This window comes from Desulfovibrio sp. 7SRBS1 (assembly GCF_049723905.1).
Lineage (GTDB): Bacteria > Desulfobacterota > Desulfovibrionia > Desulfovibrionales > Desulfovibrionaceae.
Genome location: NZ_JBJKFD010000001.1, coordinates 759,800 through 783,425, shown reverse-complemented (window position 1 = coordinate 783,425; position 23,626 = coordinate 759,800). Strand labels below are relative to the sequence as shown.

Sequence of the window (23,626 nt, the reverse complement as noted above, 5' to 3'; positions counted from 1 at the left end):
GGACTTGCCAAGTCGCAGCGCATGATTACCATGGTTGGGATGTGCACTGGGAGTGACCATGGGGAATGACTCGGATGCCATTCGTGCGATAAAGGACAGACTCGACATTGTCGAAGTTGTCCGGCGGTACGTCGACCTAAAGCCCATTTCCGGGCGGTGGGTTGGGCCGTGTCCTTTTCATCAGGAAACCAAAGGCTCGTTTTCCGTTAATCCGGAGCGCGGGTTTTATTATTGTTTCGGTTGTCAGGCTACGGGCGATGTGCTCGATTTTTACATGCGCATCAATGGGCTGGAATTTCCAGAGGCATTGGAAGCGCTTGCTGCCGAAACCGGGGTAGAGCTGCGGACACACAAGCCCGATCCCCAGGCTGACCAAAAAAAGCAGGTCCGGAATGCTTGTTTTGCCATGCATGAATTGGCAGCTAGGCATTTTTCTGCCAATTTGGTCTCATCGCAAAAAGGTACAGTGGCGCAGGAGTACGTTGCCAAGCGCGGAATCCCCAAGGAAATCATAGAAAAGTTTGATTTGGGGTACGGGCTTGATGCGTGGCAGGACTTGCAGGATGCCCTGAAAAAGAAAAATTTCACTCCGGAGCAGGCCGTCGAGGCTGGACTGCTTTCCCGGAATGACAAGGGCCGGACATACGACCGGTTCCGAGACAGGTTGATTTTTCCCATTACCGATATGGCCGGACGTGTGATTGCGTTTGGAGGCCGTATCATAGGGGAGGGTGAACCCAAATATCTCAACAGCAGCGATTCTCCTATATATAAGAAAGGAGAGCATCTGTACGGACTTCATCAGGCCCGCCCGGTCATAGCCCGCTCCAAGCGGGCATTGCTTACCGAAGGTTACGTGGATGTCATTGCGCTGCATCAATTTGGTTACGGCGAAGCTGTCGGAGTTTTGGGTACTGCCCTGACCACCGAACAGATTCGCCGTCTCGCTGGTTTCTGTTCTGCCTTAGATCTTGTTTTTGACGGCGACAGAGCAGGGCAGAAAGCTGCCTTCCGAAGTGCGGAGATGATTCTATCGCAAGGGCTGACCTGTCGGATTATCCCTCTGCCCGATGGGTTGGATGTGGACGATGTGCTCAGGCAGCGCGGCAAGGAAGGATTTGAAGCCTGTGTGGAGCAGGCCATTGATGGTCTGGATTTTTGCGTAGACACTATCGTTTCATCAGGATCGGCCCGGGAAGTGATGCAATGGGCCGTCGGTTTTCTGAAAGGCCTTGGGAACAAGGACTGGGTAGCTTTTTTTCTTCCCAGGATCGCCTCCAAAGGGCGGCTTTCCGAAAGTCTTTTGCGGGAAGCCGTAGTTTCCGGGCTGAACGCGGCGCAGCGTAAGCAACCGCAAGTGCAGAAAAGGGACAACCTTAAAGCGGCAAAAAAACATACTGCCCTGAGCTCTGCCAGCTTCAGGGATCATCAGTTGCTCGCTTTGCCTGTCCGAAATCCTGAGCTTGTGGATAATTGTCGCGAAGCCGGACTGGATGAGGCCCTGGCAACGCCTTGGGCGCATAATCTGTGGTGCAAGCTTGCCACAGATGATGAAGATCCGGTCATTGAAAGGCTCGATGCGTCGGAAAAACCGGTTTGGGCTGGGTTGCAAATGGGCAGCCTGTTTGAATGCGGTGAGGATGAAGACGCATGGGCAGAAGTTGATGTCTTCTTGCAATTGGAAAAGGCTCGGAGTCGAGCAGACAATCTGGACACTGCAATTCGTGATGCCCAGGCTAGGGGGGATGCCCCCGAAATTGAGCGGCTGTGGCCGATTTTTCAGCAATGCCAGCAGACAGTGCAATATTATCGCGCTGTCCTGAGTGACGATACAGAGGAAGCCGAGAGGCTTCGTCAGTCCCTAGCTTTAGAGCTTCATGGGAGGAGCGATGAGCAACCTTAAAGAGATTCAGCAAATTCAGACTCTTATAGCCCAAGGCAGGAAAAAGGGCTATCTGACGTTCGAGGAATTGAACAAATCGTTGCCTTCCGAGGTCAGCAGTCCCGAGCAGATTGAAGAAATTATCGGGATTTTCGATCAATTGGATATCGCCATCGTTGATTCGGACAAGGAAGGAAAAAAAATCCAGCTTATGTCCGGCAGCGAAGACGACGACAACGTTACGGATGCCGCAAGTGTGGTGGATAGTGTCGAAGATGAGGACACGACCGACTATGCAACGCGCAGCACCGATCCCGTGCGCATGTATCTGCGTGAAATGGGAGCGGTCCCGTTGTTGGACCGCGAAGGCGAAGTGGTCATTGCCAAAAAGATCGAATCCGGCGAGCTGGATGTTCTTTATGCCCTGGTGGAAGTCCCTGTAGCTGTCGAGGAACTTGTCAACGTAGGAACAGACCTCAAGAATGGACGCATCAAATTGAAGGATGTTGTCAAAACTATTGAGGAAGACGATCCTTCCGAGGACGAGATGAACCAGCGGCAACGGGTTATCCATCTGCTGGATGAAGTACGGCAGATGTACCGAAAGAAACGGAAAATTTACCAGAAGCTCGATGGCTGCGCCACGTTGGAGCGTCGGGTGTACGGGGTACAGAAGGAAATCCTTGTATTTAAGGAAGACATCGTAACCCGTCTGCGCGACATAAAGCTGGAAAAGACCCTGATCGACCGTGTTATTGAAACGGTTGGGGACTACGTTCGCCAGATGCATAACTGCCAGCGCGATTTGGCTGCCTACATCATGGCCACGGGCAAGAACCAGCAGGAAGTGCAGGATCTGTTTCGCCTTGTGGACGAGCGTGAATTGAATCCGGTCAAGGCCGCGGATACTCTTGGGCTGACAGTGGAAGAGTTCTTTTCCTTCAAGGAAATGCTGGCTGGTAAAATTGAAATTCTTACCCGTCTTCAGGATAAGTGTTGCCACAACGTGGGGGACCTTGAAGAGGTGCTTTGGCGTATCAAGCGTGGGAATATCGCAGCAATGGAGGCCAAGCAGGAGTTGATTCGTTCCAACCTGCGGCTGGTTGTTTCCATTGCCAAAAAATACACCAACCGTGGGCTTCAGTTCCTCGACCTTATTCAGGAAGGCAACATCGGCCTGATGAAGGCCGTGGACAAGTTCGAGTATCAGCGCGGGTACAAGTTCTCCACCTATGCAACGTGGTGGATTCGGCAGGCAATTACAAGGGCCATTGCCGACCAGGCGCGTACCATTCGTATCCCCGTGCATATGATTGAGACCATAAACAAACTTATCCGTACTTCCCGGTATCTTGTACAGGAATTGGGACGCGATCCTTCCCCCGAGGAAATTGCCGAGAGGATGGATTACCCGCTGGAAAAAGTTAAAAAGGTACTCAAAATCGCCAAGGAACCCATCTCTCTGGAGACTCCAATCGGCGACGAAGAGGATTCCAGCCTGGGCGATTTCATTGAAGACAAGAAGGCCGTTGCGCCTGCGGAAGAAGTGGTCAACACCAAGCTTGGCGAACAGATCAGCAAGGTGCTTTCCGATCTTACCCCAAGGGAAGAACAGGTTCTGCGCAAGCGTTTCGGCATTGGGGAAAAGTCCGATCATACCCTGGAAGAAGTAGGCAAGCTGTTCAACGTCACCAGGGAACGTATCCGTCAGATCGAGGCAAAAGCTTTGCGCAAGCTTCGTCACCCCGTTCGCAGTCAGCTGCTTCGTTCCTACTATGAAAACTAGCAACGCCTTTGGATATTGTTGCAAAGGGGCCTTCGGGCCCCTTTTGTTTATATTTGTTCTGTGCGGTTGTTTGCTGCAGCCTGCTACCGTTTTGGCGTTGGGTGGAAAGCCGCAGACGGTCGGATATGTCTATGACGGCGATACCTTGCGATTGACAAATGGAGATGTGGTCCGTTTGGCCGGAATTGATGCTCCGGAGTTTGGGCACAAGGGGATGGCGAATCAATATTACGCTGAGAATGCTTATGATGCTTTGCGTGGATTGGTGCTTAAGAAGAATGTCATCATCAAACCGGTGGGAAATAAAAAGGATCGTTTTGGGCGAGTCCTGGCATTGGTTTATTTGACTGACGGCCGTTTGGTCCAAGATATCCTTTTGGCGAACGGGCTGGCTTTTTGCTTATTTTATTCAGACCAGCCGGAGCAGCTCCAGGAGAGGCTTTTGCAACATCAACGTCGGGCGATAAGAGACAATGCCGGATTTTGGCCGGAAATTTTGGCCCTTTCGCATGTCGCAAAAGGAGTGATCGGAAACGTCAGATCCAAGAGATTCGGGCAGACGCGTTGTGCCGCTTTGCGCCATGTCTCCCAAAGAAACCGCGTCTTTTTTGAATCTGTCCGGGATGCATTTGTGGCTGGATACGCACCGTATCGTCAGTGTGGTTTTTGGCCTGACGATTAACACGCCGACTGGAAGAAAAAGACTTTTCCCACGCGCTGCCTGCATGACTTGTTTCGACTTTCCCTTTTCTGGTGATAGATTGCTTTTTGGTATTGATTTCTTAGGTCTTGAAGAGGATGGGCACCTGTGGTTGGCTTGCCTATCTGCATTAACTGGATTATAGAAGGTCGATTTGAACGACCCCAATGAGGAGATTCCATGATGTTTGAAAGTATTGCTCACGCAATGGGGCAGGCCCCAACAGGTGGAGAGGGTGGAGGCAACCCCATTATGTCTTTTCTGCCTCTGATTCTGATGTTCGCGATTTTTTACTTTTTGTTGATTCGTCCTCAGCAGAAGAAGCAGAAAAAGCATCGTGAATTTCTGCAAAACCTTAAAAAGGGCGATTATGTCCTGACCGGCGGCGGAATGTACGGCCGCATCACCTCCGTCGAGGGCGACGTGCTGGAAGTTGAACTCTCCGAGAATCTGACGGTCAAGGTGAATCGCAGTTTTATCTCTGGCTCGGGAAATCCGGCTGAGACGAAGCAGCCCGCCAAGAACGACAAAAACTAGGGGCGCTCGCATTTTCTGCACGGCCAATGGGGAGGCTTTCCTGTTGGCCGTATTTGCTGTTTGTGCTTGCTTCTTGCAATTTTATTGATTCCTCGTGCAACGTGTTTAAGGAGAGGAAATGAAAGGCACTTTGGGGCTTCGGATAGCGGGCGTTCTCATCGCGACCCTGCTTGGATTGGCATATATGCTGCCGTCCATTCCGGGAGTGAGCCAGTCCGGTTTGGGAGCAATCCTGCCTGACGATCGTATCAATCTCGGCCTGGACCTGAAGGGGGGGATACACCTTACCCTTGAAGTTGATGTAAATAAGGCCATTGACAACTCTCTGGCTCAGATCGGACATGATATTCGTTCTTTTGCCCGTGACAAAAAAATTATGGTGCTGAAGCCGCATGTGCTTTCTGGTGAACGTTTGGAATTCACACTGTTGCGCAAGGATCAGCAGAGCGATTTCGACGCATTTTTGTCGAAGAATTTTTCCTCGCTGGCCGTTCAGGCGGTCAAGCCTTCGGATGATGGAAAGGTCGACTACATTGCTCAGATGACTCCCGAGTACCACAAGCATATTATCCAGCTTACAGTGGACCAGGCGGTCAAAACCATACGTAACCGTATCGATGAGTTTGGTGTGGCCGAGCCTGACATCCGCAAGCAGCAGGGAGGCCGCATTCAGGTGCAGCTGCCTGGCCTGCAGGACCCGGAACGGGCTATCAAAATCATCGGCAAAACCGCCCACCTGGAATTCCGTATTGTTGATGACAATGCAGATCTTGAGCGGGCAGCCAAGGGCATCCTGCCTCCGGACCGCGTTCTTATGACCATGCGTACCCAGAATCCGGACGGCACATATATGGACCGTCCTCTGGTTGTGGACAAAAACGCTGTCCTTACCGGCGAGTATATTACTGACGCGAAAACCCAGTTCGACTCATGGAACCAACCTTACGTCAGTATGACGTTCAACAACAGCGGTGCACGGCTTTTCGAGCGCATTACTGCTGAGAACGTGAAGAAGCGTATGGCTATCGTGCTTGACGGCCATGTGTATTCCGCACCAGTTATTCAGGAACGTATCGCTGGCGGACGGGCTTCCATTTCCGGCCAGTTCACCACGGACCAGGCTCACGATTTGGCCATTGTTCTGCGTGCAGGTGCTTTGCCTGCTCCGGTCAAGGTTCTCGAACAACGGACAGTCGGCCCCTCCCTTGGACAGGAATCCATCGATCAGGGCGTGAATGCTGCCATTATCGGCACCTGTATGGTTCTCTTGTTTATGGTTGTCTATTACGGCTTCTCCGGATTGATTGCCGACGTCGTCCTCGCCTTGAACATCGTCCTGATCATGGCAGGGCTGGCCGCATTCGGAGCCACGCTGACTCTTCCGGGCATAGCAGGTATTATTTTGACCATCGGCATGGCCGTTGATGCAAACGTCATCATTTTTGAACGAATACGCGAAGAAATCCGCAAAGGCCTAACTCCGCGTGCTGCGATTGACGAAGGTTATGCCAGGGCTACCCTGACCATTCTTGACGCCAACGTAACTACTGTTATCGCGGCTATTATTCTGTACGAATTCGGCACGGGACCGATACGCGGCTTTGCCGTGACTCTTTCTCTCGGCATTATCGCTTCCATGTTCACGGCCATCTTCGTATCCAGGGTGCTGTTTGACATCTACACCAACAGTCGCCCGCAACTGCAAAAGCTGAGCGTTTAAGGGAGTGGCGTAACATGGGACTGCAAATTATAAAGCCCGACACCAATATTAATTTCATTGGTTCACGCAAAGTTGCGTATATCGTCTCCCTGGCCGTCATTCTCATTGGTCTGTGTTCCTTGATCATCAAGGGTGGACCTAGTTATGGCATCGACTTTGCCGGTGGTATCATCGTGCAGGTCAAATTTGACAAGCACACCGAACTGGATGGTTTGAAAAACGCCTTGGAGAAAACCAATCTTCCGGGGGCGGTTGTCCAGCAGTTCGGTTTGGAATCCGACAATGAGTACCTTATCCGTATATCCCAGTCGGATGTTCCGTCCAACATGGTACGGCAGGAAATTGCCGATAGCTTCAAGACCAACTTGCCGGATAGTGGATTTGAACTCCAGCGACTGGAAATGGTCGGCCCAAAAGTTGGGGCGGACCTTCGTTCCAAAGCGTTGGAAGCCATGTTCTACGCTGTCCTGCTGATTGCTATTTATATCTCCGGCAGGTTTGAGCAACGGTGGTTTGCCGCAGCAATAATGGCTGCCGGATTGGCTGCTGGTATCTACGTCCTGAAGTTGATAGGCGTTCCAATGGAGTGGATGATCCTGGCTGCCATGGTCATCACACTAGGGCTTTGTTGGTACCTCAAGTTGAACTTCGCCTTGGGCGCAGTCGTGGCTCTTGTACATGATGTGCTCATAACGGTTGGAATATTTTCTTTGTTGAACAAGGAGTTCGACCTGACCATCATTGCCGCGCTTCTGACAATCATTGGCTATTCACTTAACGACACCATTATCGTTTTTGACCGTATCCGTGAGAATATCAGAATCAAGGTTTCCAAGTCCTTTCCCAAGGCTATCAACATATCCATCAACCAAACCCTCAGCCGCACCCTGCTGACCTCGGGAACAACTCTCCTTGTGGTTCTGTGTCTGTATTTGCTGGGCGGTGGTGTGATTCATGATTTTGCCCTGGCATTGCTCATCGGTATCATTGTGGGTACCTACTCCTCGATTTTTGTGGCTAGCCCCATTCTGTTGGGTTTTGGTCCCAGTCCTGTTGAGGAAAGTGAGGATGCCGGAGAAAAGCAGCACGCCTGATCTGCTGATTACAATGGTAAAAAAAATCCCCCGTCGGAATTTTCCGGCGGGGGATTTTTTTTACCGCAAACATGGGCTTAGCTGATGCGGTAGTGGCATCCTTGGCTGTTGCGGTTACGCATGGCAGCCATGGTGATGACATAAGCCGCCTGAGACCCATGAAAGAGGTCTACGAGTTGTTTGGATATGCGGGTTTCGCTGTAAAGCTGCTGCAAGTGTTTGTACTGATTTCGCAGGTCGGACAGGGCGCGCTTGAGGCGAACAGAGCTACGCGTAATTCCGACATAGTTCCACATGGTGTGTCGGATTGCCGCCCAATCCTGTGCAATAAGTGCCGGGTCCTCGTTATTGTTGTCTCCGGGCGATTCCCAGTCTGGGATCGAGTTCAAAATTTTCCTGCTGAGGACGCTGCGTGCTTTTTTGGAAGCAATGTCTTCAGCGGCGTTATACCCCCAGAGCACCCCCTCCAGCAGAGATGTGCTGGCCAGCCTGTTGGCTCCGTGTACGCCGGTGCATGCACATTCTCCAACGGCATACAGGCGTTCTAAAGATGTGTGTCCTTTCATGTCAGTAAGCAGACCGCCGCAGAAGTAATGGGCTGCTGGGACCACAGGAATGGGGTTTTTACGGATATCCAAGCCGAGTTGGAGGCAGTGGTTAAAGATGGTGGGGAAACGCTCTGCAATGTCTTGTTTGACGTAATTTGCCGCATCCAGAAATACGCACGGCTCACCTGTATGGAGCATCTCTTCTTGAATGGCCCGGGTGACTATATCGCGTGGGGCAAGATCGGCTCGGGAGTCGTAGCGTGGCATAAAAGCCTCGCCCGCTGCATTGACCAGCTTGGCCCCTTCACCTCGTACAGCTTCGGAGATGAGAAAACTTTGTTTGGATTTGTGGTAAAAGACAGTGGGATGGAACTGCACAAATTCGGCATTTCTTGTAACGGCTCCAGCACGTCCCCCCATGGCTAATCCCGATCCAATACTGTCCTTCGTATTGGTCGTGTGCAAATATATCTGACCGGCACCACCTGAGGCCATCACCGTGTAATCAGCCAAGATCGTTTCGACGCTGTGATTTGTATCATTGTAAACATAAGCGCCAACGCATTGGTTTACCAGATTGTATATGAGATCCAGATCAGTGGATTTATGATGTGTGGTAATAAGGTCGATAGCAGTGCGGTTGTAAAGGATACGGATGTTGGGGCTGTTTTCAACTGCTTTTGCCAAACCTTCCATGATAGCCCGCCCGGTGAAGTCCGCGCAATGCAGAATGCGTTTTTGGCTGTGTCCGCCTTCCCGGGTCATGTTCCAAGAACCGTCGGGGTTTTTGTGAAAGGGAACACCAATCTTGGAAATAAGGATATCTTTGACTACTTGTGGGCCTTGCTGGGCGATAAGCCGGACTGCTTTTTTGTAGTTTTGCCGCCAGCCTGCAGTCAGGATGTCATTTATCAGCTGCTTTTCGTCTCCGGGCCCTGCCGTGTAGATGATGCCCCCTTGGGCCAGCGACGAGTTGTTATGCGTGAGACACTCTGCTGCGGTCAGAAGAGTGACTTCGTTGCCTGCTTCAGCAAGTTGCAGGGCACATGTTGCCCCCGCAATGCCAGATCCGATGACAAGAACCCTTGTTGTGAGACGTAAAGATGTCATGTTAGTTACACGCGTCCAGCATGCGTTGCAGGGCCAGACGGGCAGGGGTGCGGACGGTGTCTTTCACAGAGATGTCTCGTCCTGCCTGCAAAGCGTTGAGAGTTTGGAGAAGTTTTTCTTCCGTTGTCTTGGCCATATTTGAACACTGACACCGTGCCAAGGGAAGAATTTTTTTGTCTGGGGCGTATCGTTCCGTCAATCTATCCACGAGGCTGATTTCCGTCCCGACGATAATGGTTGATCCCATGGGAGCCTTTTCCACAAATTTGATGATAGCTGAAGTGGAGCCGGCGGCATCGGCCTTTTCTACAACGTCGGGCGTACATTCTGGGTGAACAATTATTTGAGCGTCCGGGTGTTCTTTCCGCATCTGATTAATGTGAGCACATTTGAAAAGATGATGTACCGCACAGCAGCCGGGCCACAGGATAAGCTTGGCCTGTTCGGCAGCCTGTACATCGACGAGTGCTCCTTTTTGTCTGACATTGAGGCGTAACCGTTCATTCTGCGGGATACCAAGAATATTTGCAGTATTTAGCCCAAGGTTTTGGTCAGGCAGAAAGAGAACGGCATCTCCCCGGTCCAGAGCCCAGCTCAACATTGTGGAAGAGTTTGCCGATGTGCATACCGACCCTCTGAATTTTCCACACACGCCTTTCACTGCGGCGGATGAGTTGACATAGGCCAGAGGGATAACCCGGCGTTTGCCACTGTTGAGTCTGGTAAGCATCGTTTCCACTAACGAGGCGGGGGCCATATTGGACATGACGCACCCGGCACTTGCTTCAGGAAGAAAGACTCGTTGTTCCGGGGTGGCAAGGATGGCTGCGGACTCTGCCATAAAGTGTACCCCACAGAAAACTATATTCTGAACATTTTCAGCCAAAGGGATTTGGCGGGCAAGTTCAAGGGAGTCGCCGGTCATGTCCGCGTGAGCCACGACGGAATCTTCCTGATAATGATGGGCAAGGATAAGGAGACTGTCACCGTGTTTTTGGCGCAGGCCATCGATAGTTTGGGAGATTCGCTGCATGAAGGGAGTCCTTGTTTTGAAGCTATGCAAATAGCCCGGCAAAGTGAGAGTTAGCCGCAAGCAGGGCAGGGTAGTGTACGCATACTGAAATCACAGCTTGGGGCAGAATGGGTAATGCGACCCACGGAAACGAAATCAGGACCAATTTTACCGATAAGGCCAATAGTGTCGAGATTTACGCCTCCACTGACTTCAGTTTCAATTTCCTTGGGGATCATATCGAGTGCTGCACGTAATTCGGAAGGAGAAAAATTGTCCAGCATTATCCTATCCGCACCAGTAGCTACAGCTTCTTGGATTTCTTCATGGGAGCGACATTCCACTTCCAGAGGAGGACAGGGCGAGTAGGCGTTGCGCAAGGCTTCCACTGCTTTGGTTATGGACCCTGCTTGGTCGATATGCGTGTCCTTGAGCATCAGCATTTCTCTCAGATCGATACGATGGTTGAAACCTCCGCCCATTTGCACGGCGTATTTTTCCAGATAGCGAAGGCCCGGCAAGGTTTTACGGGTGTCCAAGAGCCTTGTCCGTGAACCCTTGAGTGCTTTCGCATATTGTGACGTCAGCGTAGCAATTCCGGAAAGATGGCAAAGAAAGTTTAGGATAATACGTTCTGCTTTCAGTAGAACGTAAGGACAGCCACAAAGCAGAGCAACCTGAGTTCCAGGAGCTACTTCCTGGCCGTCTTCCAGCTCGAATTCCACGGTCCATTCACCGCTCGGTGAGCATTCGTGCAGAATAAGCGGGAGAAGGGGAAGCCCGGCTACGACTCCCTGCTGCTTGGCTACAATTTGGGCACGCATGGGCATGTCCTGGCGAAACAGCGGAATGCTGGTCAGGTCAGGACCGTCTTCGGCAAGGGCAGCCCTTATTGATTTAAGCAGGCTTCCCTTGCGAGCTCCAATGAAAAATGTATCGAAATGGTCTTGTGACATAGGGTGGATAGAATGCTACAAGTTTGCGGAAAGAAAACATGAAAGTTGACAGAAAGAATTCACCTTTCAGCTATAGTAAACCTCCTTCGAACTATGCAATGCATTAATTTTCGTCAAGGGGGTGGGCTGGAAGAAGGGCAGACGTTGGTGCCAATCCTTTGACGTGGACGGGTAATTACGCTACCAACCAGCCGCAATGAGTAAAAAGAATAAATCGATCCCCATGGCTAAAAATGAGGCTCGCCAAGCATAAGGATAGTATTGTGGCGGAACATCCTGAAGACATCTCCCGGCCCTCCTTGCAGAGTGATCTGCAAGATCAGTCTGCCGAGCACTCGATCGAAGAGTTGCATCCTGCTGATACAGCGGATCAGTTGGAGAGTCTGCCGTTTGAGGGGCAGGTCGATCTTATTCGTTCTCTCGAGCCCAAAGAGGCAGCCGAGTCCATCGCCGAGATGGAAAAGCATGACCGTGTCGAACTGCTTCAGCAGCTGAAGCCAGACAAAGCCGCCCAGCTTATTGAGGATATGTCGCCGGACGATGCGGCTGATATCCTTGAAGAAATGGGGGAGGAGTTCGCTCAGGCCCTTTTGCGTCGCGTTAATGATGAAGATGCGGCTGAAATTGAACAGCTTTTAAGGTTTGACCCGGATACCGCGGGCGGCGTCATGAACACGGAAATCGTGGTCATGAACGAACGACTGACTGTTGATCAGGCCATCCATCTTATCCGTGAGGAAATCAGGGATAAAGAAATTCCCTATTACGCCTATATTGTTGATGGTGAGGATCATCTCCTAGGCGTTTTGTCCATGCGGGACCTTTTGCTCAGTAAGCCGGGGACCATGCTCGGCGCTCTCATCAAGAATCAGACGTTGGTTGCTGCCACATTTGATGTGGACCGTGAAGAAGTCGCACACCTCATCAGACGGTACAACTTTCTTGCCGTTCCAGTGGTGGACTATGAGGAAAGGCTTATCGGTGTCGTGACGCACGATGACGTTATGGACATCATCCATGAAGAAGCCACGGAAGATATGCAGAAAATGGTTGGTGCCGGTTCTGACGAAACGGTTGATTCGCCATGGACGTATTCCATTTCCAAGCGTCTCCCCTGGCTGATTGTAAATATGCTCAATTCAGCCATCTCTGCCTGGGTCGTACATATGTTTGAAGGCAGTATAACGGAAATGGCTATACTTGCCGTTCTGATGCCCATGGTGGCCAACCAGGCCGGGAATACGGGGCAGCAGGCTTTGGCCGTTATGATACGCCAGCTGGCCATGGATACGTTTGACCGCAAACGGTCCTGGATGGCGGTGCTTCGAGAGATAAAGATCGGTCTTGCCAATGGAATTCTCATTTCCCTGCTGGCATTTGCCGCTGTATTTATTCTTACAAGGCAGGTTGGTCTGGCGGCGGTTATGGCATCCGCTCTGTATATTGATATGATTTTAGGATCGTTGGCAGGCGCGTCCATTCCTCTTGTTCTTAAGGAACTGGGAAAAGACCCGGCCCAGGCGTCCAGTATATTTCTGACAACCTTGACGGACAGCTTTGGTTTCTTCTGTCTGTTGGGACTGGCCAACTTGTATTTATTGGGTGGATAACGCTGCTAACGATTTAGAAAAGCTGAATAAAAAAGAACCGTATGAAGACTTCATGCGGCTCTTTTTTATTCAGTAGGAGAAGACGATATCTGCAATTGGGGCTAGTCCATTCCCAACTGGGCCAAAAGATCGTCGACGTCTGCTTGCTGCGAGTTTGACTGTGGCCCCTTGAGTTCGGAAACCGCCATCTCGGTTTCTTTCTCGAGCTGGGAAAGGTCCTTGTCGGGATTTTTTTCCTTGGCCTTGATCTTGAGTCCCGTGGACATGAACAGATCAAAAGTAATTTTTTCTACTTTTTTCAATGCTTCGATGATTTTTTTGATTCGCTGGCCTGTAAGATCCTGAAAACTCAGGGTCGTCATAATCTGCATCAGATCCAGGTTCAGAGCGTTGTTGGAATCTATCAGCTGGTCGATGGCTTCAGGAGTTACGTCGTTTCCAGCATGCAACTCCTGGAGTGTTGTGGAGGCGTTCATCTGTAGCTCCATGTGCTTTTCGACAATTTCCATGATGTCCACGGTAGCCTTCTCCGTGGTCTGGAGAATCTGGTCGAGCTGGTCGGATGCCTCGGTGAACAATTCTCCTGTTTCTTCCTGAGAAATGTCCACAGCGCTTCTGTTATCCGGGCTCTTGGCGTTGGATATTTCCTGATAGATGTTTTTCAACCCGTTTTGGAGGTCGGAGTTGATATTTCGGAAAAATTCGCCTTCAACAAGGGCCCGGGAAATATTGCGTTGTATTTCTGTTTCAACAGTACGGGCTATCGATTCCCGGAGATCGGACACCACTCGATCCGAAACCTTATCCAGTAGTTGGGTTACCATATCATCGTTGGAAGTCATCCGATCCCCTTTCTTAAAGGCCTGAAAAAAATTCTAGTCTAAGTTCTCTTGTTAACAAGGGAGATGTCTTTAGACAAGCTTCATAGAATTTACACTAGAAAAAAATCATATCTCATCACAAAAATGCGTCAAATCCAATACCTGGAAGGTCAACTCCATTTTTGTTCACGAATGCGGGCACGTTGTTCTTTGAATACGAACTGGACGACTGTTTCCAAATCTGCATCGCGAATGGAGGTAAAGTCCAGGCCGTAGCGGATTTCGCCATTCTCCAATTTTTCAGTACGTGTTATGCGACCTATTGCACCGGCCATACGGAGTGGCATGCGGCTGAGCATCATGACGATTTCCACATGCTGATCAAGAGAAAGTTCTTCGCGGCAAATGAATCGCATGCCGGAACCGCTGATTTCCACGACTTCAACTTCGAGGGGAAAGTCTTCCAGAATATCGTCTCGGGAAAGCATGCTGATGAGCATGTCTAGCTTGTCGTTGATGGCACCTAAATACTCTGCCAGCGCACTGGGGACATTGGCCTGCTTGAGGGCCTCCATATCCACAGACGTAGCATAGCAGCCCGGACAACCATTGAATGACGGCAAAGCAGCAGCCCCCCGGAGAGGGCGTACGTTTGCCTTGAAATGGGTGTTTACCCGTGAGAAGGAGCGCTTTTCATCGGACATGGCTACTCCGAATGCTATAGGATACCGTTTTCGAGATCTATCTCCATGGCTTTGACGGGGCACACCTTGACGCACATTCCACAGCCGGAACACGTGTCCATATCGAATTCAACACGTTGGGTAGCCGGGTCTACTCGTAAGGAGTTCGTCGGGCAGATCGTGGTACAGACGCCACAGTGGATGCATGCGTCTTCGGTGCGTGCAACCTTTTGAGATACCGGCGTTACTGAAATGCCACGGGATTTCAAATACTCTACGCCCTTAAGATAGTTGTCTTCAGTCCCGGTGATTTCAAGGGTCATGAAGCCTTCCTGACGCGGAGTTATGTGCGCCTTGAGGATATTGAACACCAAATCGAACTTGCGGGTAAGGTCACAGACGACAGGATGTTTGGAGACATCGTAGGGAAACGACAGATAAACCATTTTTTTGAAGCTCTTGGCTACTTCACTCATGTTGATATCCTTCTTATTACGACGACAAAAAATTGTCTGAGTTTATACTAAAAAAATAGGCACGTTACCAATTTTTAAGCACGGCCTGTGCACGCTTGGCTTCCGAAGACTTGGGGAATTTTTTGATCAGGTCTTCAAGGATCAACTTCCCTGCTTTTTTCTTGCCCAGACGGGCAAAGGAAATTCCCTGCTTGAGAAGAGATGATGCGTATTTGGTGCTGTGCTTATACTTCTCGATTACTTCCTGGTAGGCGAGTACGGCCCTGGCGTAATCCTTCATTTGGTAAAAACATTCCCCCTGCCAGAATATGGCATTGGAAACATAGTCATGCTTGGGGTATTCGCGGACCATGTCCGCCCATAAGGCCTGTGCTTTTCCGTATTCCCGCTGACGAAAAAGAGTCAGTGCCCGGTCATAAAGAGCTTTGGCCGGATCGGCCGGTTGGGATACCTGCTTTTCGGATGTTTTGGCAGGGGCAGGGGCCGCCGAGGGCTGTACCTGGGTATCTCCCGGGGAAAGTGGGGTGATTTCCAAAGCCAGTTGGCTTTCCAGGGCAACGCGCATTGCGTCCACGGTACCTGACATTTCGCGCAGAGCAACTGTGGCGTTGTCTTCGAATCCAGTGGATTTTTCAGCTTTAATGGTCAGGGCGTCTAATTCACCTTGCAGAGTGGCAAGCCTGACTTTTATTTGTTCGATTTCAGCCCAAAGGTTGGCCTGGGTTGAACGCACGGGCGAACTGGATGACTCGATGCTTTTTTTCAGCTCGTTTTCTGAGCGGACCAACTGTTCATTTAGCTGAGCAACTTGCTGAGTGAGTTGCCGCTGGGTTGTCTCCTGGTCACTTACTTGTTGCTGCAGAGCGAGATAGTCTTCCTGGGATACGACACAGCCTTGCAGAGCAAATGCGGCCACAAACAACAGCAAGAATATTCGTGTAATTTTCATGTGTTTTTTCTCCCCCGTTTTCTGCCTATGAAAAGGTAAAGTAGGCAGCCTATAAACGGAATCAGCACTGAAATCTGGAGCCAAAAGAACTTTTCGTTTCCCGAGCCGAAATCACGGCTGTAAGCATCGCGAATGGACCACCAGCTGAGCAGGACAAACAGGGCGACAACCAGTAGCAGCGTGACGATATCGGAGGAGCTCAAGGACAAGTTCATTTTTCGGTTCCTTTTGCTTTGTTTTTTTCATTACGCAAAAATGCCAGAAAAAGCAGCCCGGCGCCTGCGCAAATGCAAATATCCGCAACATTGAAAGCAGGCCAATGAACTTTGCCCACATAAAAGTCCAGGAAATCGACAACATAGTCAAGACGCACTCGATCTATGAAGTTACCCAGTGCTCCGCCAGTGATGCAGGCCAAAGCCGTGAGTTGCAGACGGTCATTGGGGGGAGTGGTGCGGACAAGATAAGCAACGACGCTCAGGGCGAGCAGGGTGAACCCCATAAACAAATACAACTGCCAGTTTGTGTCCGAGTTGTTGAGAAAGCCGAAAGCCGCCCCTCTATTGGCAACATGGACCAAATTGAAAAAGCCGGGAATAACCGGCTTGACCTGCCATAAAGGAAACTTGGCCAGTATCCACAGTTTGCTGGCCTGATCGAGTAAGATGATAAGCAGGGCAGATGTCGGTACGTACACGTAACGTTTTGGCATAAATTCCTAAACGGGGAGGAGTTTCCTCCTCCCCGTTGATATTTCGGATGTTCGTGCCGCTCATGTGGGGCGGATCGAAGAACTTGTTTTTAGTCCTCCGCCAAAACTTTGGAGCAACGAGGGCATATTTCCGGGTGGTCCTTCAACGTGCCGAGTTCCGAGCTGTATACCCAGCAACGTTGGCATTTCTCGCCTTCCGCTTTGTTCACCACTATGCCGAGGCCTTCAATATCCTCGCTCTTGTAAGCGGTATCAGGAACGGGAGCGCCAGACAGGGCAAACTGGGAAACAATGAAGAGTTCCCGCAGATCAACTCCTGTTTCACGCACTTCTTCCAAGCGTTCCTCAGGCAGATAGAGGGTGACGGACGTGTCGAGGGAATGTCCTATGGTGCCAGCTTTACGCATGGGTTCGATGGCCTTGTTGACCTCCTCGCGCATGGCAAGCAACCCCTCCATGAGGGAGCGTTCCTGCTGGTCGATCTTTTCGCTTTCATCCAAATGGTAACGCAGCTCAAAGACAGTTTCGCCTTCGGTTTTCAGGCCTTCGGGGAGATTGGCGAAAATTTCTTCTGCCGTGAAACTCAAGATCGGGGCCATGTCGCCCAGGAACAGCATGAGAATTTTTGCCAATACCGTCTGAGCTGACCGCCGTTCCAAGCTGTCAGTACCGCTTGTATAAAGGCGGTCCTTGATGACGTCGAGGTAAAGAGCCGAGAGATCGTTTACGCAGATGTCCTGAAGGCTGTGAAAGACCCGATGAAACTGGAAGTTCTCATAGGCAGCCTGATTCTTTTCATGCGCACGGCGCATGCGGTCCAGCGCATAGCGATCCAAAGGCAGCATTTTATCAAACGGAACAGCTTTGTCCCGGGTGAAGTCAGAGAGGTTGCCGAGCAGAAAGCGGCAGGTGTTGCGGATGCGGCGATATGCGTCTACCAGGCGGTTCATGATTTCGTCCGAAATACGAACATCTTCCTGATAATTTACAGCTGAAACCCACATACGCAGAATTTCTGCACCGTACTTGTCTATGATCTCCTGAGGGGCCAGTACGTTGCCTAATGATTTCGACATCTTGCGGCCATCACCATCCACCACATAGCCATGGGTGAGTACCGTTTTGTATGGTGCGACGCCGCGAGTGCCCACACTGGCAAGCAGGGAACTGTGGAACCAGCCACGGTGTTGGTCCGTACCTTCCAGGTAGAGATCGGCCTGGAAACGAAGTTCCGGACGTTTTTCTACAACGGCGGCAAAGCTTGTGCCCGAATCGAACCAGACGTCCAGGATGTCGTCTTCTTTTTCCCAATGATTTGCTCCGCAGTTAGGGCAGACCAAGCCTTTGGGAACAATTTCTTCCAGCGGAGTTTCAAACCAGTAGTCGCAGCCGTGTTCATGCTGCTCGAATTTTTCAACAATGGAGTACACCCATTCCGGATCGGTGTAGGCATGGTTGCATTCACGACAGAGCAGGGCGACGATGGGGACCCCCCAGGTCCTTTGCCTGGAAATGCACCAATCGGGACGGTTTTCAACCATATTATGGATACGTTCCTGTCCCCAGGAAGGAATCCAGCGAACTTCATTGTCAATGGCCTTTAGGGCCTTTTTGCGCAGATCGTTCGCTTCCATGGAAATGAACCATTGGGTAGTGGCCCGAAAAATAACGGGTTTTTTGCAGCGCCAGCAATGTGGGTACGAGTGGGTGAGTTTTTGCTGGGCCAGCAGGTTGCCAACTTCCTGAAGTTTTTCAATGACCTTGGGGTTGGCTTCAAAAACAGTCATGCCTGCGAAAAATTCAACGCTATCCTGAAAACGGCCATCGTCGTAGAGCGGGGAAAGGACCTCCAGCCCGTAGCGCATTCCAGTTTCGTAGTCTTCGCGGCCATGGCCAGGTGCGGTATGCACGCAGCCGGTACCGGAATCCAAAGTGACGTAGTCGGCCAATACGATCGGAGACGGGCGGTCGTAGATCGGGTGCTTGGCGACAATGTGTTCAAGTTCGGCACCTTTGGCTTGGCCTAAAGTCTCGTATTCTTCCCATCCAAACCTTTTGGCGCATGATTCTAAAAGTTCGCTGGCAAGGATATAAAAATCCGAACCAACCTTGACCAGGCTGTATTCAAAGTCCGGATGAACGGCCACAGCCATGTTGCTGGGAATGGTCCAAGGGGTCGTGGTCCAGATAGCGATGTAGGTCGACTCTGGATTCGCACCCGCAAAAACGGTTTTGATTTTTTCATCGGCGAGAGGAAAGCGAACGAAAATGGAAGGGGAGGTATGGTCGTCGTATTCGACCTCCGCTTCAGCCAAAGCGGTTTTGCAGTCAATGCACCAGTGGATAGGCTTCATGCCGCGTACAACAGATCCGTTTTCCATGAACCGCCCCAGCTCGCGGGCCGTGGCCGCTTCGTAGGATGGATTCATGGTACGGTAGGGATCATCCCATACGCCCATTACACCCAGGCGTTTGAATTCCGTGCGTTGGATATCCAGAAATTTGTTGGCATAGTCCCGGCAAATCTTGCGAACAACCGGAGCGGGAACAACTTTGCCTTTGGCCTTGAGCTCCTGACTCACCTTGTGTTCGATGGGGAGACCGTGGCAGTCCCATCCGGGCACGTATTCCGCCTTGAGCCCCTGCATGTTGCGGTGCTTGACGATAATATCCTTGAGCACCTTGTTCATGGCCGTTCCCATATGAATATGGCCATTGGCATAGGGGGGGCCGTCATGCAGGACGTAACGCTCGTTGCCTTCATTGGCAGCAACCATGCGGTCGTAAGCGTGAATCTCCTCCCATTTTTTCAAGGTTTCCGGTTCCCTCTGTTTGAGGTTGGCCTTCATTGGGAAACTGGTCTTGGGAAGACACAGGGTTTTCTTATAGTCGCTCATGGCGCTGGGAAGCCTCCGTAGCCTGTTTTATTATCATAGAAAACGATACAATTGGATCAACCGTTGCGCGAAGTCAAGTCGGGAGTCTTTTTCTTGAGCGCTTGGGAAAGGAAAGTGGGATGGTTCAGGCGGTATTTTTTAGGGATAGGTGTACTTTTTGAGAAAAGTGAGCATTGGTCTCTATCGCGCATAGCTTCGGCGAGTTTTTTGAGGCCGGAAGGATAGGCAAGGATATTTTGGACAAGTTGAAGTGCCCTATAGATGACGGACACGAACCGAGAGGTTACTGTTCGCTCCAACAGGAGAGCATAGTGGCACGTATGAGATATTCAAAAGATTTCAAGTTGTCAGCGGCAAAGCTTGTTGTCGAACAAGGGTATTCCTTTTCTGAGGTTGCACAGCAGCTTGGCTGTAGCGGCTGGTCAGTTCGTGATTGGGTTAGAAAGTATCGTGCAAGTGGCGAACTTTCTCCCAGAGAGGAAAGCACGTCAGCTGCCAGCGATTATGCCAAGCTGAGGGACGAGAATGCCCGCCTGCGCATGGAGAATGAAATTCTAAAAAAGGCAGCGGCGTACTTTGCAAAAGAGTCCCTGTAAAGTACGCGTGGATCGCAAAGCAAAGGGGACATTACCCGACGAAGGTTCTTTGCAAAGTTCTGTCCGTCAGCAGAAGCGGCTATTATGCGTGGGCAAGGCGAAAGCCCGGTAGACTGGCGTTGAAGCGGCAGCTGGTCCTTGCCGCAGCACAGAAGTCGTATCACGCCAGTAGGGGAATTTACGGCTATCGCAAGGTGCATATGGACGTCGTGGAGCAGGTTGGGTTTTGGTGTTGCCCGGAGACAGTGCGGCGGGTGCTGGCGGCTGCTGGACTGCAGTCCAAGTTGAAGCGAAAACATCGTTATCCCTGTCAAACTGGACCGAATCCGCCTGTGGCTGAAAACCATCTTTCACGACAGTTTTTAGCCTCGGCACCGAATCAGAAATGGGCGTCGGACATTACGTATATTCCGACACGAGAAGGCTGGCTGTATCTTGCTGTTACTCTGGACATGTTCTCCAGACGCGTGGTGGGTTGGGCAATGTCGGAACGCGTGGACTCACATCTCGCCTGCAAGGCTCTGACAATGGCCGTTAAATCCAGATCCCCCAAAGCGGGATTGCTCCATCACAGCGACCAAGGCTGTCAATACACCAGCGAACTGTATAGAAAAGCCCTGAGTCAAAATGGAATGGTTTGTAGCATGAGCCGCAGGGGAAACTGCTGGGACAATGCCGTTGCAGAAACGTTTTTCAGCAAGCTGAAAAGGGAATGGGTAAATTGGAGCAGGTACCAGACCCGCTCCGAAGCCAAACTGGATATCTTCATGTTCCTGGAAGGATTTTATAACAGGAAACGGCGGCATGCCGGAATCGGTTATAAAAGCCCGGTGGAATATGAAAACATCCACCAGGCTAAAAGTAACGTAGCGGACTAACCTCTCAGAGAATGTCCATTTTTTATATGGCACTTCAAGTCCCAGTTTGGGCTTGGATGCTTCAACGAGAAGAACCACCTTTCAACAACTGCGAACGCTTCAGTACGTTTTTTATGTGCAGGGAGGCTCCGGCAAAACCGTATATCCGAGAAAAGTACAGATATATTGCAATATACCCCTGTTTCGCTAATGCGACCGGCCTTCGGCTTCTGCCGTGGGAGTTCATATGGAGAACCTTTTCTGGTTGCGTCTGTAGAAATACCTCTGACAACAAGAAGAATGGTCCAGTCGGTTGCTTCTCCCTGTGTTTTGTGAAAACCCTTCAAGGCTTTGAGCTCTGGCGCACCCTGGCTGTCGAGAAGATTCCCTTTATCTTCGGAAGGCGCGTCCAACTCGGGAGTCCTAGTTGGGGAAAGTTAATCAAGTAAAAGTGTTATTAAAAAGTCAACAATACCAGTCGCATCTCCTCCCCCAATAAATTGCCGCAGAATTGGAGAAAGAAATTACTCTCTATTATAGGGTACAGGTGGTCCGAAAACTCATCTGCCGTTTGGGTAAAAACGGTCTGTAACAGGGGGGAATCTTTGGGCCCCGAGCGAGGAACATTGGTGGATAATTGGTCGAATAATGCTATTCCTTTATGTTCATCCATGGGAAAGAATAACTTGAGTAAAGACTTGAGGACTTCGAATACCACGCATTTCCCGCCACGAGATATAGGGCGCTATATCGGGGTGATTTGCCTGTTTTGATAAGGCGGGTTCATCAACATCTGTAGATTTTTAAAATTGATAAAGTATTTTGTGGTTGGGTGGCGACAAGGCAAGATTGAGAGTGAACTCGATAATGGTTTTCGTCTTTGGCGGGGAGGCATTGGAGATCCAGTCTGACAAGCATCCATGAATACAAACTTATACAGTAAATGACTGGCGTTGAGCAACTGCTCCAGAAATAAGAAATCTACGTTTTGCCTGGGGAGGTGTTGCCACACCAAGGTGTCTGGTTTAAAAAGAAAAGGTTTGTTTCTTACTTGTCTTGATTTGGGGATGGCCGGTGTTGTTTGGTCAAATAACCGAGGCAACTGTTGGAGGCGAGATGGTTCGTATGGCACTTTTTTCGCTTTTGACCTTGGCGGTGATGAGTTTTAGTTTCGGCTGTGCCTCAACACAGCAGCGTTCCTTGACGGATGAGCTGAATGATCTCAAAGGGCAGGACATTCAGGCTGTGAGGAATTACAGACTTCCCATGGAAACAGCCTATGATGCCAACACCGGCGATCATTACTTGTGGCGCCAGGTTGATGTGGACGCTCAACAAGCCGGAACATACTATTTTGTTTGGAGAATCCGCCCGATAGATATTGGGAATAAGGATGCAGACTACGTTCGGGTTTCCACAGATTCCAAAGGCAGAGTGGTTGATTTTGAGTTTTTAGATGAGTTGCCCTTGGGAAAAGCTAAATAATAATGGCTGTTGGCCGATATGACGTATGGTAGTTCATGTCTTGAAAAACAAGGCTGAGCCGTATATCAATAATAGCTGGGTACGAAAGGCAGCAGCTGACGAGGAGTAATCGGGTAGGATATGGGAAAGATTCTGCAACAGGATGAGGTCGATGCCCTCCTTAGGGGGCTGACCGGCGGTGAGGTCGAAGCCGAGGCAGACATACCGGATGAGGATGATTCCGGTGCCGTACCATTCGACCTGTCCAACCAGGACCGTATTATCCGTGGCCGCATGCCGGTCATGGAAATCATTAATGACCGTTTTTCCAGACTGTTTACCAACTCCATGGCTACAGCCATGCGTAAGAGGGTGGATGTAAACCCCATTTCGTTGGATATGTCCAAGTTTGGGGACTTCATGCGTTCTCTTCCTGTTCCTACCAGCATCAATATTTTCAAGATGGATCCGTTGCGTGGCAATGCCATCCTGGTCGTCGACTCCCGTCTGGTCTTTTCCCTTGTGGAGAATTTTCTTGGTGGCGCAGGGGGACAACCCAAAGTTGAAGGGCGTGATTTTACAGCCATTGAGCAGGGGCTTATCGACCGGGTGGTCAAGATATGCCTGAGCAATATGGAGGAAGCCTGGAACCCTGTCCATGAGGTACACATCGAACTGATACGGTCAGAAGTAAACCCGCAGTTCGCAGCTATTGTTCCTCCTTCCGATGTGGTCATGGTCGTGACCTATGAGGTGGAATTGGAGAATGCCATCGGCTCGCTGATTTGTTGTTTTCCATATTCCATGTTCGAACCCATTCGCTCCAAACTCAATGCGTCCTATCAGTCGGAACGGCTGGAAGTAGACCATGCATGGACCAACCGTTTTAAAGAAGAGATGATGCAGATTCTTGTCGAAATGGTCGTTAACATCGGCAAGACCACCATAACTGGACGTGAGCTGCTCAACCTGGAAGTCGGCGACATTCTGCTGCTCGACACGGACGATGAAGACTTGCTCCAGGCTGATGTACAAGGCATCCGCAAATTTTGGGTCAATCCAGGACGGGTCAAAAGCAACCAAGCCGTGGAAATTGTCCGAGAGGAAGAGCCCAAGTATTAGCCTTCGATTCTAGAGACTCGTTTTCTTCATACTTTCTTTTTTTGAGATGATCGGATTTCCTTTTGAGGTTGGGCTATTGTTTCCATCCTTTACG

The 23,626-nt window shown here is 50.5% G+C and carries 21 protein-coding genes; 11 read left to right on the top strand and 10 right to left on the bottom strand.

The annotated features are described in order from the left end of the window. The first annotated feature begins 58 nt into the window (after positions 1-58). From dnaG to secF, 6 genes are all read left to right on the top strand, one after another. A complete protein-coding gene (gene dnaG / locus ACI0FJ_RS03870; protein WP_424299235.1) occupies positions 59-1,903 on the top strand; it encodes a DNA primase in 1,845 nt (614 codons plus the stop codon). Beyond that, the gene (gene rpoD / locus ACI0FJ_RS03865) at positions 1,890-3,668 is read left to right on the top strand and encodes an RNA polymerase sigma factor RpoD (protein WP_424299232.1); all 1,779 of its coding nucleotides are present in this window, start codon (positions 1,890-1,892) and stop codon (positions 3,666-3,668) included. Before dnaG ends, rpoD begins: the two co-directional genes overlap by 14 nt. Positions 3,669-3,738: 70 nt before the next feature. Beyond that, on the top strand, positions 3,739-4,350 hold the full coding sequence (locus ACI0FJ_RS03860) for a thermonuclease family protein (protein WP_424299230.1): 612 nt from the start codon (positions 3,739-3,741) through the stop codon (positions 4,348-4,350). A gap of 198 nt (positions 4,351-4,548) precedes the next feature. Beyond that, positions 4,549-4,905 carry a preprotein translocase subunit YajC gene (gene yajC / locus ACI0FJ_RS03855; RefSeq protein ID WP_424299227.1) on the top strand — a complete coding sequence of 119 codons (357 nt, stop codon included), beginning with the start codon at positions 4,549-4,551 and terminating at the stop codon, positions 4,903-4,905. Positions 4,906-5,023: 118 nt separating this feature from the next. Continuing rightward, complete coding sequence (gene secD / locus ACI0FJ_RS03850; RefSeq protein WP_424299224.1) at positions 5,024-6,625, top strand: protein translocase subunit SecD; 1,602 nt, start codon at positions 5,024-5,026, stop codon at positions 6,623-6,625. 14 nt (positions 6,626-6,639) lie between these two features. Continuing rightward, complete coding sequence (gene secF, locus ACI0FJ_RS03845) at positions 6,640-7,719, top strand: protein translocase subunit SecF (protein WP_424299222.1); 1,080 nt, start codon at positions 6,640-6,642, stop codon at positions 7,717-7,719. A gap of 77 nt (positions 7,720-7,796) precedes the next feature. Here secF and nadB read toward each other — a convergent pair whose 3' ends face one another. The 3 genes from nadB to nadC are packed head-to-tail and all read right to left on the bottom strand — an operon-like array spanning position 7,797 to position 11,345. Continuing rightward, the gene (nadB, locus tag ACI0FJ_RS03840) at positions 7,797-9,377 is read right to left on the bottom strand and encodes an L-aspartate oxidase (protein WP_424299219.1); all 1,581 of its coding nucleotides are present in this window, start codon (positions 9,375-9,377) and stop codon (positions 7,797-7,799) included. Between the two features lies 1 nt (position 9,378). Continuing rightward, positions 9,379-10,410, bottom strand: coding sequence for a quinolinate synthase NadA (gene nadA, locus ACI0FJ_RS03835; protein ID WP_424299216.1), 1,032 nt, complete (start codon positions 10,408-10,410; stop codon positions 9,379-9,381). A gap of 50 nt (positions 10,411-10,460) precedes the next feature. Then, a complete protein-coding gene (nadC, locus tag ACI0FJ_RS03830) occupies positions 10,461-11,345 on the bottom strand; it encodes a carboxylating nicotinate-nucleotide diphosphorylase (RefSeq protein ID WP_424299213.1) in 885 nt (294 codons plus the stop codon). Positions 11,346-11,578: 233 nt separating this feature from the next. Here nadC and mgtE point away from each other — a divergent pair, with 233 nt between their 5' ends. After that, entirely contained in the window at positions 11,579-12,955 is a 1,377-nt protein-coding gene (mgtE, locus tag ACI0FJ_RS03825) for a magnesium transporter (protein WP_424299210.1), read from the top strand. 101 nt (positions 12,956-13,056) lie between these two features. Here mgtE and ACI0FJ_RS03820 read toward each other — a convergent pair whose 3' ends face one another. From ACI0FJ_RS03820 to ileS, 7 genes are all read right to left on the bottom strand, one after another. After that, a complete protein-coding gene (locus tag ACI0FJ_RS03820) occupies positions 13,057-13,797 on the bottom strand; it encodes a protein phosphatase CheZ (RefSeq protein ID WP_424299207.1) in 741 nt (246 codons plus the stop codon). 149 nt (positions 13,798-13,946) lie between these two features. Beyond that, the gene (locus ACI0FJ_RS03815) at positions 13,947-14,480 is read right to left on the bottom strand and encodes a PilZ domain-containing protein (RefSeq protein WP_424299204.1); all 534 of its coding nucleotides are present in this window, start codon (positions 14,478-14,480) and stop codon (positions 13,947-13,949) included. 14 nt (positions 14,481-14,494) lie between these two features. Next, entirely contained in the window at positions 14,495-14,935 is a 441-nt protein-coding gene (locus ACI0FJ_RS03810; protein ID WP_424299202.1) for an NIL domain-containing protein, read from the bottom strand. A 64-nt stretch (positions 14,936-14,999) separates the two neighbouring features. Beyond that, complete coding sequence (gene ybgF, locus ACI0FJ_RS03805; RefSeq protein ID WP_424299200.1) at positions 15,000-15,884, bottom strand: tol-pal system protein YbgF; 885 nt, start codon at positions 15,882-15,884, stop codon at positions 15,000-15,002. Continuing rightward, positions 15,881-16,099, bottom strand: coding sequence for a PLD nuclease N-terminal domain-containing protein (locus ACI0FJ_RS03800; protein WP_424299197.1), 219 nt, complete (start codon positions 16,097-16,099; stop codon positions 15,881-15,883). Before ACI0FJ_RS03800 ends, ybgF begins: the two co-directional genes overlap by 4 nt. Beyond that, the gene (lspA, locus tag ACI0FJ_RS03795) at positions 16,096-16,596 is read right to left on the bottom strand and encodes a signal peptidase II (protein ID WP_424299194.1); all 501 of its coding nucleotides are present in this window, start codon (positions 16,594-16,596) and stop codon (positions 16,096-16,098) included. The genes ACI0FJ_RS03800 and lspA overlap by 4 nt, the downstream gene beginning before the upstream one ends. An 89-nt stretch (positions 16,597-16,685) precedes the next feature. After that, on the bottom strand, positions 16,686-19,493 hold the full coding sequence (gene ileS / locus ACI0FJ_RS03790; protein ID WP_424299191.1) for an isoleucine--tRNA ligase: 2,808 nt from the start codon (positions 19,491-19,493) through the stop codon (positions 16,686-16,688). 320 nt (positions 19,494-19,813) lie between these two features. Between ileS and ACI0FJ_RS03785 the strand changes: the two genes are divergently transcribed. The 4 genes from ACI0FJ_RS03785 (at position 19,814) to fliM (ending at position 23,532) form a co-directional block, all read left to right on the top strand. After that, positions 19,814-20,089: a transposase gene (locus tag ACI0FJ_RS03785; RefSeq protein WP_424306476.1), complete on the top strand. Its 276-nt coding sequence runs from the start codon at positions 19,814-19,816 to the stop codon at positions 20,087-20,089. Between the two features lie 11 nt (positions 20,090-20,100). Continuing rightward, the gene (locus tag ACI0FJ_RS03780) at positions 20,101-20,967 is read left to right on the top strand and encodes an IS3 family transposase (protein ID WP_424306474.1); all 867 of its coding nucleotides are present in this window, start codon (positions 20,101-20,103) and stop codon (positions 20,965-20,967) included. 1,095 nt (positions 20,968-22,062) lie between these two features. Then, positions 22,063-22,431, top strand: coding sequence for a hypothetical protein (locus ACI0FJ_RS03775; protein WP_424299188.1), 369 nt, complete (start codon positions 22,063-22,065; stop codon positions 22,429-22,431). Positions 22,432-22,551: 120 nt separating this feature from the next. Further along, positions 22,552-23,532 carry a flagellar motor switch protein FliM gene (fliM, locus tag ACI0FJ_RS03770; protein WP_424299185.1) on the top strand — a complete coding sequence of 327 codons (981 nt, stop codon included), beginning with the start codon at positions 22,552-22,554 and terminating at the stop codon, positions 23,530-23,532. Positions 23,533-23,626: the final 94 nt, after the last annotated feature.